The sequence below is a fragment of the Hydrogenophaga aromaticivorans genome (assembly GCF_013387465.1).
GTDB lineage: Bacteria > Pseudomonadota > Gammaproteobacteria > Burkholderiales > Burkholderiaceae_C > Hydrogenophaga > Hydrogenophaga aromaticivorans.
The window spans coordinates 68,349-80,268 of sequence record NZ_VYGV01000005.1; the positions used below are offsets into that span (position 1 = coordinate 68,349).

The 11,920-nt window shown below is 65.1% G+C and carries 14 protein-coding genes and 1 pseudogene; 2 read left to right on the plus strand and 13 right to left on the minus strand.

The features are described from left to right. Positions 1 to 28 precede the first annotated feature (28 nt). Complete coding sequence (locus F3K02_RS04205; protein ID WP_177133644.1) at positions 29 to 1,003, plus strand: Bug family tripartite tricarboxylate transporter substrate binding protein; 975 nt, start codon at positions 29 to 31, stop codon at positions 1,001 to 1,003. A 73-nt stretch (positions 1,004 to 1,076) separates the two neighbouring features. Here F3K02_RS04205 and F3K02_RS04210 read toward each other — a convergent pair whose 3' ends face one another. From F3K02_RS04210 to F3K02_RS04230, 5 genes are all read right to left on the minus strand, one after another. Continuing rightward, positions 1,077 to 1,691, minus strand: coding sequence for an SCO family protein (locus F3K02_RS04210; RefSeq protein ID WP_177133646.1), 615 nt, complete (start codon positions 1,689 to 1,691; stop codon positions 1,077 to 1,079). Further along, entirely contained in the window at positions 1,688 to 2,596 is a 909-nt protein-coding gene (cyoE, locus tag F3K02_RS04215) for a heme o synthase (protein WP_177133648.1), read from the minus strand. The genes F3K02_RS04210 and cyoE overlap by 4 nt, the downstream gene beginning before the upstream one ends. Next, complete coding sequence (locus F3K02_RS04220) at positions 2,596 to 3,747, minus strand: COX15/CtaA family protein (RefSeq protein ID WP_177133650.1); 1,152 nt, start codon at positions 3,745 to 3,747, stop codon at positions 2,596 to 2,598. Before F3K02_RS04220 ends, cyoE begins: the two co-directional genes overlap by 1 nt. Before the next feature lie 159 nt (positions 3,748 to 3,906). Beyond that, positions 3,907 to 4,578, minus strand: coding sequence for an SCO family protein (locus tag F3K02_RS04225; protein ID WP_177133652.1), 672 nt, complete (start codon positions 4,576 to 4,578; stop codon positions 3,907 to 3,909). Then, positions 4,559 to 5,323 (minus strand): SURF1 family protein, encoded by a 765-nt coding sequence (locus F3K02_RS04230; RefSeq protein ID WP_425485563.1) that lies wholly within the window; start codon positions 5,321 to 5,323, stop codon positions 4,559 to 4,561. Before F3K02_RS04230 ends, F3K02_RS04225 begins: the two co-directional genes overlap by 20 nt. 86 nt (positions 5,324 to 5,409) lie before the next feature. Between F3K02_RS04230 and F3K02_RS04235 the strand changes: the two genes are divergently transcribed. Beyond that, entirely contained in the window at positions 5,410 to 5,655 is a 246-nt protein-coding gene (locus F3K02_RS04235; RefSeq protein WP_177133654.1) for a twin transmembrane helix small protein, read from the plus strand. 86 nt (positions 5,656 to 5,741) lie between these two features. Here F3K02_RS04235 and F3K02_RS04240 read toward each other — a convergent pair whose 3' ends face one another. The 8 genes and pseudogenes from F3K02_RS04240 to F3K02_RS04270 form a co-directional block, all read right to left on the minus strand. Beyond that, positions 5,742 to 6,623: a cytochrome c oxidase subunit 3 gene (locus tag F3K02_RS04240; RefSeq protein ID WP_177133656.1), complete on the minus strand. Its 882-nt coding sequence runs from the start codon at positions 6,621 to 6,623 to the stop codon at positions 5,742 to 5,744. Positions 6,624 to 6,693: 70 nt separating this feature from the next. Then, positions 6,694 to 6,903 carry a DUF2970 domain-containing protein gene (locus tag F3K02_RS04245; RefSeq protein WP_177133658.1) on the minus strand — a complete coding sequence of 70 codons (210 nt, stop codon included), beginning with the start codon at positions 6,901 to 6,903 and terminating at the stop codon, positions 6,694 to 6,696. Next, the gene (locus tag F3K02_RS04250; protein ID WP_177133660.1) at positions 6,900 to 7,508 is read right to left on the minus strand and encodes a cytochrome c oxidase assembly protein; all 609 of its coding nucleotides are present in this window, start codon (positions 7,506 to 7,508) and stop codon (positions 6,900 to 6,902) included. The genes F3K02_RS04245 and F3K02_RS04250 overlap by 4 nt, the downstream gene beginning before the upstream one ends. Positions 7,509 to 7,541: 33 nt before the next feature. Next, the gene (locus F3K02_RS27275; protein ID WP_218179350.1) at positions 7,542 to 7,652 is read right to left on the minus strand and encodes a cytochrome oxidase small assembly protein; all 111 of its coding nucleotides are present in this window, start codon (positions 7,650 to 7,652) and stop codon (positions 7,542 to 7,544) included. Between the two features lie 22 nt (positions 7,653 to 7,674). Continuing rightward, positions 7,675 to 9,294, minus strand: coding sequence for a cytochrome c oxidase subunit I (ctaD, locus tag F3K02_RS04255; protein ID WP_177133662.1), 1,620 nt, complete (start codon positions 9,292 to 9,294; stop codon positions 7,675 to 7,677). Positions 9,295 to 9,343: 49 nt separating this feature from the next. After that, positions 9,344 to 10,144: pseudogene (coxB, locus tag F3K02_RS04260) on the minus strand (cytochrome c oxidase subunit II); the annotation flags it as partial. Between the two features lie 176 nt (positions 10,145 to 10,320). Then, entirely contained in the window at positions 10,321 to 10,803 is a 483-nt protein-coding gene (locus F3K02_RS04265; RefSeq protein ID WP_177133664.1) for a DUF2244 domain-containing protein, read from the minus strand. 198 nt (positions 10,804 to 11,001) lie between these two features. After that, positions 11,002 to 11,910 (minus strand): methyltransferase domain-containing protein, encoded by a 909-nt coding sequence (locus tag F3K02_RS04270; RefSeq protein WP_218179351.1) that lies wholly within the window; start codon positions 11,908 to 11,910, stop codon positions 11,002 to 11,004. Positions 11,911 to 11,920: the final 10 nt, after the last annotated feature.

The window sequence follows — 11,920 nt, forward strand, 5'->3', positions numbered from 1 at the left end:
TCCAACAACAACCCCAGGAGACCGCCCCATGTTGAACCGCCGCCACCTCGTCACCACCGTTGCGCTGGCCACGTCCGCGCTGATGCTGCCTGCGCTGGGGCAGGCTCAGAGCACCACCCGCATCGTCGTGCCGTTCGGCGCCGGTGGCCCGATCGACCAGACTGCGCGCGTGCTGGCCGAAGCCGTGAAAGGCTCGCTGGGTACCGTGATCGTGGAGAACCGGCCGGGCGCGGGCGGCAACATCGGCGTGAGCGCCGTGGCCAAGGCGGCGCCCGATGGTCTGACCATCGGCATCGCCACGACGGCATCGCACGGCATCAATCCGTGGCTGTTCAGCAAGCTGCCCTACGACCCGGTGAAGGACTTCGCACCGGTCACGCAGATGCTGCGCGTGCCCAACGTGCTGGTGATGAACGCCGAAACCGCCCAGCGGCTGAACATCAACACCCTGGCCGACCTGATCCGCTACGCCAAGGCCAACCCCGCCAAGCTGAACTACGGCTCGGGAGGCAACGGCAGCGCCGGCCACCTGGCGGGCGAGATGTTCAAGAACCAGGCGGGCGTGTTCGCGGTGCACATCCCCTACAACGGCGGCAACCCGGCCCAGCTCGGCCTGCTCTCGGGCCAGGTCGATTTCAACTTCGACAACCTCGCCACGGCCTCCGCCAACATCCGTGGGGGCAAGCTCAAGGCGCTGGCCGTCACCACGGCTCAGCGCACGGCCACCATGCCCGACGTGCCCACCGTGGCCGAAACCCTGCCCGGCTTCAGCATCGACACCTGGTGGGGTCTGGTGGTGCCGGCGGCCACGCCCGCCGACACGGTGCGCAAGCTCAACGCCGCGTTCACCCAGGCCCTGCAGAGCCCGGAAGTGAAGTCCCGCTTTGCGTTGCTGATGGCCGAGCCGGCACCCAGCAGCCCGGAACAGTTTGGCCAGTTCATGAACGCCGAGCGCACCAAGTACGAGCGGGTCGTCAAGCTCAGCGGTGCCAAGGTGGACTGAGCTTCGCTGCAGCGCGACCAACAAAAACGGCACCCTCGGGTGCCGTTTTTGTTGGTGATTCGGTCCTGCGTGCTCAGTTGCCCGCCTCGGCCAGCAGCTTCTTCACATCATCGGCCAGCGCCTGTGCACCGCTGCCATAGCGGTGGTAGAGACGGATGCGCCCCTGCGGGTCGTACACGTAGCTGCCCGCTGAGTGGTCCATGGTGTAGCTGGTCGGGGTCTTGCCGTCGACCTTCTTGTAGTAGACCTTGTAGCTCTTGGCCAGATCGGGCAGCGCTTCGGGCGCGGCGTAGAGCGCGAGGAAGCTGGGGTCGAAGCTGGCCATGTAGGCCTTCATCACCTCGGGGGTGTCGCGCTCGGGGTCGACGCTGATGAACAGACCCTGCAGCCGTTCGCCATCGGCACCGAGCAGCTGTCGGGCTTGCGCCAGTTCGCCCAGCGATGTGGGGCACACGTCGGGGCACTGCGTGAACCCGAAGAAGACCACCACCGCCTTGCCCTTGAAGTCGGCCAGCGTGCGGGCCTGACCATTGTGGTCGGTGAGCGAGAAACCGGTGGCGTAGTCCGCACCGGTGATGTCGATGCCCGAGAAGCCGGAGGCGGTGGCGTCGGCGGGTTTGTCGGAGCAACCAGCCAACATGGCCACGGACAGGCCGGCCAGCAGAAGGAAACGGCGAAAGGTATTCATGGCAGGTAGTGGTCGATCAGGAGCGCTGCAAAAAGCAGCGACAGGTGGATCAGCGAGAAGCGGAAGGTCTTGCGCGCCAGGGCGTCCGAATAATCGCGCCAGAGCGCAAACGCGTAGCCGGAGAACCCGATGCTCAGCACGACGGCCACGGCCAGATAGAACCAGCCGCTCATGCGCATCACGAAGGGCATGAGACAGGCGGCAAACAGCACAAACGTGTAGAGCAGGATCTGCAGCCGGGTGAAGTCCGATCCGTGGGTCACGGGCAGCATGGGCAGGCCGGACTTGCGGTAGTCCTCGACGCGGTAGAGCGCCAGCGCCCAGAAGTGCGGCGGTGTCCAGAGGAAGATGATCAGGAACAGGATGAGGGCTTCTGGCGAGACCACGCCCGTCATGGCGGCCCAGCCCAGCACCGGTGGCATGGCACCCGAGGCGCCACCGATCACGATGTTCTGCGGCGTCAGCGGCTTGAGGATCACGGTGTAGATCACCGCGTAGCCGACAAAGGTGGCGAAGGTCAGCCACATGGTGAGCGGGTTCACGAGGAAGTACAGGATGGCCGAGCCCAGCGCACACAGCACCGCCGAAAACGAGAGCGTCTGCACGTTGGAGAGCTCGCCCTTGGCGGTGGGCCGCCAGGCGGTGCGCCGCATCTTGGCGTCGATCTGCTGTTCGACCACGCAGTTGAAAGCCGCGGCCGCGCCGGCCACGAGCCAGATGCCAAACGAGGCGATGGCGGCCAGCTGCACCTGCTGCCAGGACGGTACACCGGGCACGGCCAGCACCATGCCGATCAGGGCGCAGAAGACGATGAGCTGGATCACGCGCGGCTTGGTCAGCGCGTGGAACTGGCGCCAGACCGGGGTCGGCAGGGCGGTGGCGGGAGAAGTGGGCGCGGTGCTCATCAGGTCGGTCGGGAAACGTTGAATGGGGAAGCGCTCACGGTGTGCACCGCGTTGCGGGTGCCAGAGAGGGCACCGGTCATAACGATCACGAGGGCTGCGGCTCCGCCGGTGTGGCCGACCGCCGCCAGCAGCGGCCAGTCGAGCACCACGTTGGCCAACCCGCTGAGCAACTGAAGGCCCGCCAGCGCCAGCAGGGATCGCGCCGTGCCACGCAGGGCCGGCACCGCCCAGAGCCGCCACGCGAGCCAGCCCAGGGCCGCCAGCACCGCGTAGGCGGTGAGGCGGTGCACGTAGTGGATGGCGGTCAGCGCAGCGAACGGAATGGCTTCGCCCGAGCGGCTCAGCCCGAGCTCGCGCCAGAGCGAAAAACCCTCGCGCAGATCCATGCTGGGCCACCAGCTGCCCTGGCAGGTGGGGAACTCGCTGCAGGCCAGCACGGCGTAATTGGTGCTCACCCAGCCGCCGAGCGCGATCTGCAGCCACAACAGCGCGAACACCAGGACCAGCGCGACCCGCGTGCTGTTGGACAGGGCCACCGGCCCGGGGTGGGCAGGATCGGCCAGCGCGTAGCCCACGGCCTGCGCGCGCAGCAAGGCCAGCAACACCAGCCCGCCCAGCAGGTGCATCGTGACGATGGCCGGGAACAGTTTCATGGTGACGGTGAGCGCACCGAAGGCGCCTTGCAAGCAGACCCAGGCCAACGTGAGCAGCGGCCACCAGAACGACACCGTCAGCCGCCGGCGCTCGACCCAGCTCACGCTGGCCAGCACCAGGATCAGCACCCCGACGGCGGTGGCCAGGTAGCGGTGGATCATCTCGATCCAGGCCTTGGAGAGCGTGACAGGCCCCGTCGGCATGGCTTCCTGCGCGGCCGCGATGGCCGCATTCGCGCCCACCGGACTCACGCTGCCGTAGCAGCCTGGCCAGTCGGGGCAGCCCAGGCCCGAATCGGTCAGGCGCGTGAAGGCACCGAAGAGCACCAGGTCGAAGGTGAGAAACAGGGTGATGAGGGTCAGCACGCGCAGGCGCTGCGCGGGCGCGGCATCGCGGTTGCGCAGCCACACCCAGGCCAGCGGCCCGAGCGCAAGCACCACGCCCAGCAGCATGATGCGGGCGATGGGGGCGAGGTCGTACAGCGGCTGGGTGTCCATGTCACTGGTTCCTGAACGGCACGGATACAAGAGACACGCCAGCGCGGGGAAGCCACCCAGAAACACCGCGCAACCGGCTTCGCCGGGGCGCAGGTGTTGCCCCCCTCCCGCCAAAGGCGAGAGAGGGGGGTGACGCGAAGCGGCGCGGGGGGTGCTTCATCATCTTCCGGCCTTGTCCCAGAACGCGGACGCACGCAGCAGGCGGTCCAGATCGCTCTTGGCCCGTTTGGGGTCCAGCGGCGCGGGAAACCGCATCATCCAGTTGCCCAGCGGATCCACCAGATACAGGTGGTCTTCCAGGCGCTGGCCCGGCGCTGGCTGCAACCATTCGGCCAGCTGCTGCGCGTCCACCTGCAACACCTGAGCCGCGGCCGTGGCCTGGCGCAAGGGTTCGCCCAGATCGGCATCGCCCGTGCGCAGCCAGACCCAGTCCAGCCGGTCTTTCTCCTTGCCCAGGGTCTCGCGCAGCTGGCGCTGCAGATAAAGGTGTTGCTGGCAGGTCTCGTTGCAGGCGCTGTCGGCCACGCTGATGAGCAGCCACTGGTCCTTGAGTGTCGTCAGCGGCACGGCCTGCCCCTGCGCGTTGACCCCGGTGAAGCCTGGCAAGGGACGCTGCGGCTGGATCAGCTCGCCGTAGTTGCGGCGTCCTTCCGGACGGATCACGTAGTAGGTGACATACGAGGCGACCACAGGCGCTGCGCTCACGAGCAACAGGAGCAGCATCTTCCAGCGACCGGCGCGCGTGCTGGCGGCGGCCTGGGCGCTCGCCTGGTCCAGCTGGGGCAGGCTGTGCACGGTCAGCATCAACGGTTCATCGGGCTTCTGGGCCATGGGGGGTGCGCTTTCGGCGGGGGGAAATGAATTGGAACCAGACATAGAGGCCACCCGCGAGGGTGCACAGGCCAAACCACTGGAAGGCGTAACCGTGGTGTTTTTCGACACCGGCTGCGACACGCGGCCAGTCGCGCTGCAGGCCGTCGTCTGCGTTACCGGTCTGCAGGACCGAGACGTCCAGCAGAGACACGCCGAACGCCAGGGCCAGACCGGGGATGTCGACATTTTGCCGGATCGGCCCAGAGCCTGACTCACCCAGCTCGAAAAGCCTGCCCGGTGGTGGTGCCAGGCGCCCTTCGAGGCGGACATCGCCTTCGGGCGTATCCACCGCCGGCACGCGGCTGCGGTCGTTGAAGTCGCGCGCCACCCAGCCCCGCTGAACCAGGATCGCGCGGTCGCTGCCGGCCAGTCGCAGCGGTGTGATCACAAAAAAGCCCACCCTGGCGTTCATCTGCCGGTTGTCGAGAAACAGGGTGGCGCCCTGCACCCAGCGGCCACTGATTTGCACGGGACGGTGCAGGCCGGCCTGAGGGTCGAGTGCCTGCAAGAGCTCACGGGTCGACCAGGGTGCCAGATGGCCCCGCTGTTCGATCTGGTCCTGCAGCGCGCGCTTCTGCCCGGCACGGTCCAGCTGCCAGAAACCCAGCGCGGCGGTCACCGCCATCGTGACGACGGTGGCCAGCGTCACGACCCAGAAACGCGCGGGCCGGGTGCTCACTGGACTACCCTCCGTGCTGCGCATTGCGGGGCTGAGCGTCTTCGGAGCGGCCGAGCGACGCTCATGCAACAGCACCCGCGGAGATCACAAACAAACCGATAATTGATCGCATGAAATACCTTGTCATCGCGGCCTTCGTCGCCATCATCGGCAGCCTGGCGGCTGCGCTGGTCTTCATGATGCGCGGCGGCGCCAGCGAAACCGGAGAAGATGGCAAAACGGCCGCCCCGCGCAAGAACCACATGGCGCGGGCACTGGCCTTCCGGGTGGGATTCTCCATCCTGCTGTTTGTTGCGGTGCTCGTCAGTTACCTGATGGGCTGGATACAGCCCACCGGCCTGCCCTTGCAGCGCTGAGCCGGGGCCACGACGGACGAGAAAAAAGCGCCTGCTGGCGCTTTTTTCTCGTCCGTCCGGAACGCTTTCGCGCCCCGTGCCCGGACTCACATCCAGTAAACAAGGATGTAGAGACCCAGCCAGACCACGTCCACGAAGTGCCAGTACCAAGCGGCGCCTTCAAAGCCAAAGTGGCGATCGGCACTGAAGTGGCCTTTTTGCAGGCGCAGCGTGATGAACAGCAGCATCAGCATGCCGACAAACACGTGGAAGCCGTGGAAGCCCGTGAGCATGAAGAAGGTCGAGCCGAAGATGCCCGACGACAGCTTGAGGTTCAGTTCGCTGTAGGCGTGGGCGTATTCGTAGCCCTGGACGAACAGGAACACGATACCCAGCAGCACCGTCATCCACATGAAGGCGATGGTCTTGCCACGGTTGCCCGCCTGCAGCGCGTGGTGGGCGATGGTCAGCGTCACGCCCGAACTCAGCAGCAAAGCCGTGTTGATGGTGGGCAGCCAAAACGGCCCCATGGTCTGGAACGGCTCGATGATGCCGGCCGGCGAAGCGGTGGCACCGGCCTGCAGGCTGGGCCACACCGAAGTGAAGTCGGGCCAGATCAGCGAGTTTTCAATGTTGCCCAATGCCGGCACCGAGTGGGTACGGGCCCACCACAGCGCGGTGAAGAAGGCGCCGAAGAACATCACTTCGGAGAAGATGAACCAGCTCATGCTCCAGCGGAACGACAGGTCGATCTTGCGCCCGTACATGCCGCTCTCGCTCTCGCCGATCGCCTGACCAAACCACTGGAACAGCACGATGAGCCAGAAGGCCATGCCAAACGCCAGCGAGTACATGCCCCACTCGGCGCCGTTGACCCACTGACCTGCGCCCAGGATGACAAAAAACAGGCCAATGGCCGCCATCACCGGATGGCGCGATGGCCCCGGGACGAAGTAATAAGGCGTTGTGCCGTGTGCTGCTGCTGACATGCTCTCTCCTATGTACTGAACGCTTGTATGAATAGCTGGAAGAATGAAAAGTGTGTTCGGTAACCGGGGCTCAGGGCACCACCCAGTTCACCAACAGAATCAGGCCAACGACAAAAAGCACGGCCATGATCACGCCCACCACCAGGATGTGGATGGGGTTGAGCTTGGCAATGTCGCTCTGGTAGTCGGCATTGCGGCGCACGCCCAGAAAGCCCCAGAGCACGGCTTTCACGGTGGCGCCGATGGAGCCTTTGCGCCGGTGCAGAGGAACCTGGGTCATACCGGATCCGCCGGTTGGGCGACGGGCAGCGTGTGCACCGCCACGTCCTGGGGCGCCGCCGGCACCTTGCCGCCCACCTCGAAGAAGGTGTAGGACAACGTGATGGTGGTGACGTCCTTGGGCAGGCGCGGATCGATCACGAATGCCACCGGCCATTCCTTCTTTTCGCCCGCCTTCAACGTGTACTGGGTGAAGCAGAAACACTCCAGCTTGTTGAAATGGGCGGCCGACTGCTTGGGCGCGTAACTCGGAATGGCCTGCGCGGCCATGGTGCGGTCCTGGATGTTCTGGAACTCGTAGACCACGGTGGTGAGTTCGCCCGGGTGCACCTGCAACGAGCGCACCGCCGGCTTGAAATGCCAGGGCCCGCGGGTGTTGACGTCGAACTCGACCGTGATGCTGCGCGTGCGGTCCACCTGGGTGTTGGCCGGCAGCGCCGCGCGCTGGCCGGGCACTTCGCGCTCGGCCAGCGCCAGCACGTTGATGCCCGTCATTTCACAGATGGCGTTGTAGATCGGCACCAGCGCATAGCCGAAGCCGAACATGCCCAGCGTGATCACGCCGAGCTTGCCCACCATCTTGAAGTTTTCGCGACGCAGTCCCATGGGTGTTCCGAAATAACGGGTGCCGGGTGGCGATCAGCCGCCGAGCAGCACCATCTTGCCCACGAAGCCGAGGAAAAAAACCAGCGCCACCGATCCCAGGATCAGGCCCAGGCGCAGGTTGTTCTTTTTTTGGTCAGATGTCATTTTTCCAACGATGGCCCGTGCTTCAGCCAACGATCCGGGTGGCGCTGGCGTCCAGCTTGGGTGGGTTCTCGAAGGTGTGGAACGGAGCCGGCGACGGCACTTCCCACTCCAGGCCTTCAGCACCTTCCCAGGGCTTCTGCGGGGCCTTGGCACCCTTGCCGCGCATGGCGGGCAGCGCAACCGCCAGGAAGAAATAGACCTGGGCAATACCGAAGGCAAAACCACCCACCGAGGCGATGGCGTTGAAGTCGGCGAACTGCATCGGGTAGTCGGCGTAGCGGCGCGGCATGCCGGCCAGACCCAGGAAGTGCATCGGGAAGAAGGTGACGTTGAAGGAAATCATCGACCACCAGAAGTGGATCTGGCCGCGGGTTTCGCTGTACATCACGCCGGTCCACTTGGGCAGCCAGTAGTAGATGCCGGCGAACATGGCGAACAGCGAACCGGCCACCAGCACGTAGTGGAAGTGCGCCACCACGTAATAGGTGTCCTGCATCTGGATGTCGATCGGGGCGACCGACAGGATCAGGCCGGTGAAGCCACCGATGGTGAACACGAAGATGAAGCCGACGGCCCACATCATGGGCGTTTCGAAGGTCATCGAACCCTTCCACATGGTCGCGATCCAGTTGAAGATCTTCACGCCCGTGGGCACGGCGATCAGCATGGTCGAGTACATGAAGAACAGCTGGCCCGTCACCGGCATGCCGGTGGTGAACATGTGGTGCGCCCACACAACGAAGGACAGGATGGCGATGGAGCCGGTGGCGTACACCATGGAGGCGTAGCCAAACAGTTTCTTGCGCGAGAACGCGGGCACGACCTGGCTCACGATGCCGAAAGCCGGCAGGATCATGATGTAGACCTCGGGGTGGCCGAAGAACCAGAAGATGTGCTGGTACATCACCGGGTCGCCGCCGCCGGCGGGGTTGAAGAAGCTGGTGCCGAAGTGGCGGTCGGTCAGCGTCATGGTGATGGCGCCGGCCAGCACGGGCATCACGGCGATCAGCAGGTAGGCGGTGATCAGCCAGGTCCAGCAGAACATGGGCATCTTCATCAGCGTCATGCCGGGCGCGCGCATGTTCAGGATGGTCACGATGATGTTGATCGAGCCCATGATGGACGAGGCGCCCAGGATGTGCATGGCGAAGATGCCGGCGTCCATCGAGGGACCCATCTGCAGCGTCAGCGGCGCGTACAGCGTCCAGCCGGCCGCCGGTGCGCCACCGGGCATGAAGAACGAGGCCACCAGCATGATGGCCGCAGGAATCATCAGCCAGAAGCTGAAGTTGTTCATGCGGGCAAAGGCCATGTCGCCGGCGCCGATCTGCAGCGGGATCATCCAGTTCGCGAAGCCCACGAAGGCCGGCATGATGGCGCCGAACACCATGATCAGGCCGTGCATGGTGGTGAGCTGGTTGAACAGCCCGGGGTTGACCAGCTGCAGGCCGGGCTGGAACAGCTCGGCGCGGATCAGCAGCGCCAGCACGCCGCCCACCATGAGCATGGTGAAGGCGAACAGCAGGTACAGCGTGCCGATGTCTTTGTGGTTGGTGGCGTAGACCCAGCGGCGCCAGCCCAACGGGGCGTGGTGGTCGTGGTCATGGCCGTGCGCGTCGTGGTGGTCGAGAACTGCACTCATCGTTGATTCCTTGGATACTTTGAATTCTTCAGTCCACTGCTCACTTCGCAGCGACCACGGCCTTTTGTTGCTCGGTGACCCAGGCGGTGTACGCCTCGGCGCTCAGCACCTTGACGTGGATCGGCATGTAGGCGTGTTCCTTGCCACACAGCTCGGCACACTGACCATAGAAGTCACCGGTCTTCTCGGCGCGGAACCAGGTGTCGCGCACGAAGCCGGGGATGGCGTCCTGCTTGATGCCGAAGGCCGGCACCATGAAGGCGTGGATCACGTCGTTGGCGGTGGTGATGATGCGGATTTTCTTGCCCACAGGCACCACGAGCGGGTTGTCCACCTTGAGCAGGTAGTCGTCCGTCGCAGGCGGGTTGCCACTGTTGGACATTTCGCGGTGGCTGTTGTCCAGCGTCGACAGGAACGAGATGCCTTCGCCTTCGCCCTTGATGTAGTCGTAACCCCACTTCCACTGCATGCCTGTGGCCTTGATGGTCAGGTCGCTGTTGGTGGTGTCTTTCTGCGCCACCAGCACTTTGGTGGCGGGCAGCGCCATGCCGATCACGATCAGCAACGGAATGATGGTCCAGCCCAGCTCCACCCAGATCGGCTCGGACAGCGCCTGCGCCTTGTGGCCCACCGACTTGCGGTGCTTGACGATGGAATAGAACATCACGCCGAACACGACCACGAAGATGACGGCACAGATGGCCATCATGAACCAGTGCAGCCAGTGCTGTTCTTCGGCGATCTTGGTGGCTGGCGGCGCAAAGTTGAGCTGGTTGACCGCCGGGCCGCCCGGCAGGTCGTTGACCGCATGTGCCGCCTCCATCACCCAGACGGCCGAGCCAAGGGCCATGGTCGCGGTCACCGACCGGAACCGGGACAGTGCGTTGCCGAGGAGCTTTCCTGCTTGATTGGTCATTCTCACTTTTTCCGCCTCAAATATAAGTATTGATTTATATCAATGCCAATTAGAACAAATTCCGTGCACCGCCCCACTCAGGGAATACCCAAACGCGCGACCCACACCTGTCAACCTTCTCTCAACGCCAGGGCGATTTCCCTGGCCAGCTCGGGCCTGAGGTCTGGCCGCAGGTAGCGGCCCACGTGAACCGCATGACCGCCCCCTCGAAGCTCGATCAACCCCTCTCGGCCCTGCCCGGTGTCGATCCGCACGCCCTGGCTCACGAACTCACACCGCCGCGTCTCACCCGCCATCTCCAGCTCCACCACCAGGCGACCGTCCCGCAGGCTGATGCGCTCCCGGTCGGTGGCGTGGCGGGCAAACACCAGAAAGGCCGTGCCCACCGCCATCAGCTCCACCGCCGTGAACGGCAGCACCAGCGTGGCGCCCTGCGACCAGAAGAATCCGGCCACACCGAGCGACACCCCGCACAAGCCCGCAAAAAACCAGCCCACCTGCTTCGGCGAGACCGAACAATTGCGCCGCAACAGCCAGAGCGTGCCCTCGGCAGACACGGTTGCCCAGCGGAAGGGTGGGAGGGATGGACTCATCCTTGCCTCGTCAGACCGGGCCCTGCGCGGCCCGCAGACCGGATCAGCCTTGCGGAGAAAACGCTCCGAAAGGTTTGATTTATGTCAATTGTAGCGGCCGGACACCCCGGTTTTTCTGGCGCCGCGGCCAAATTCTGCCCGTCCGTGCCTGGTTTTCCAGACCTTGCGACGACCCGGCAGACGATCCGGGAAGGCCTCTCAGCTGCGGCCGGCGCGCAGCATGGCGCGCATGTCCTCGACCGAAACCGACTGGGTGGGGCCCAGTGGCACACGGGGAGCGGGCTTGAAAGCGTGCCCGTAAATCACCTCGAAAGTGAGCAACAGGCGCCCATCGTCGGACCGTGGCAACCCGTCCTCGATCGCCCGGCAAAGTTCGGCATGCCAGCCGCGGGAACGCAGGCCCTGGAAACGCCCGGCGCTGAGGTTGCGCCCGAGTTCGCGCAGATCGCGCAGCAGGGGCTCTGCGCCACTGTACGAGAGGTTGATGCGTTCCATGTCCATCACCGGCTCGGCAAACCCGCTGTGCACCAGCATGTCACCCCAGTCGTGCATGTCGGTGAATGCATGCGCCGGATCGGGCCAGCCCGCCCGCGCGTACACCGCCCGCAGCTCGCGCAGCGTGTCCGGACCGAGGCAGGAAAACATCAGAAAACCATCGGTCTGGATCCGGCTGTGCCAGCGTTTCAGCAGGTCCAGGGGCTGGGGTTCGTGGTGCAGGGCCATGTTGGCCCAGAGCATCGCCACGCGCGTGTCGTCGGTCGCCGGCTGCGGGTTGAAGGCGCGGCGCCAGTGGGCCGGGTTCCAGGACCGTTTCGCCGGCTCCAGCGTGGCCTGCAGGGCCCGCTGAATGTGCCGCGACTCGACATGGCACTCGGCCAGGGGCAGCTGCTCGCGCAGGCGCCGGTGCGCCGTCAGGCCACCGTCGACCGGCTCCCAATGCAGCCAGCTTGCGGGGGCATTCCGGAACCACTTCAGCCGTTCCGACATGCGTGTGGCCACCTCTTCGTGCAGCCACGGGCTCTGGGTCCGCGGCTGATCGAGCCAGCGCGAGGCCGCGCGCGGATCCAATCCGGGCACGGCAGAAGCGGTTTCAGGTGTGGTTTTCAAGGGTCGTGGT

Coding starts and splice junctions, on each gene's coding strand:
- F3K02_RS04205 (WP_177133644.1), top strand. CDS start 29: ATGTTGAACCGCCGCCACCTCGTCACCACCGTTGCGCTGGCCACGTCC.
- F3K02_RS04210 (WP_177133646.1), bottom strand. CDS start 1,691: ATGAATACCTTTCGCCGTTTCCTTCTGCTGGCCGGCCTGTCCGTGGCC.
- cyoE (WP_177133648.1), bottom strand. CDS start 2,596: ATGAGCACCGCGCCCACTTCTCCCGCCACCGCCCTGCCGACCCCGGTC.
- F3K02_RS04220 (WP_177133650.1), bottom strand. CDS start 3,747: ATGGACACCCAGCCGCTGTACGACCTCGCCCCCATCGCCCGCATCATG.
- F3K02_RS04225 (WP_177133652.1), bottom strand. CDS start 4,578: ATGGCCCAGAAGCCCGATGAACCGTTGATGCTGACCGTGCACAGCCTG.
- F3K02_RS04230 (WP_425485563.1), bottom strand. CDS start 5,323: ATGCGCAGCACGGAGGGTAGTCCAGTGAGCACCCGGCCCGCGCGTTTC.
- F3K02_RS04235 (WP_177133654.1), top strand. CDS start 5,410: ATGAAATACCTTGTCATCGCGGCCTTCGTCGCCATCATCGGCAGCCTG.
- F3K02_RS04240 (WP_177133656.1), bottom strand. CDS start 6,623: ATGTCAGCAGCAGCACACGGCACAACGCCTTATTACTTCGTCCCGGGG.
- F3K02_RS04245 (WP_177133658.1), bottom strand. CDS start 6,903: ATGACCCAGGTTCCTCTGCACCGGCGCAAAGGCTCCATCGGCGCCACC.
- F3K02_RS04250 (WP_177133660.1), bottom strand. CDS start 7,508: ATGGGACTGCGTCGCGAAAACTTCAAGATGGTGGGCAAGCTCGGCGTG.
- F3K02_RS27275 (WP_218179350.1), bottom strand. CDS start 7,652: ATGACATCTGACCAAAAAAAGAACAACCTGCGCCTGGGCCTGATCCTG.
- ctaD (WP_177133662.1), bottom strand. CDS start 9,294: ATGAGTGCAGTTCTCGACCACCACGACGCGCACGGCCATGACCACGAC.
- F3K02_RS04265 (WP_177133664.1), bottom strand. CDS start 10,803: ATGAGTCCATCCCTCCCACCCTTCCGCTGGGCAACCGTGTCTGCCGAG.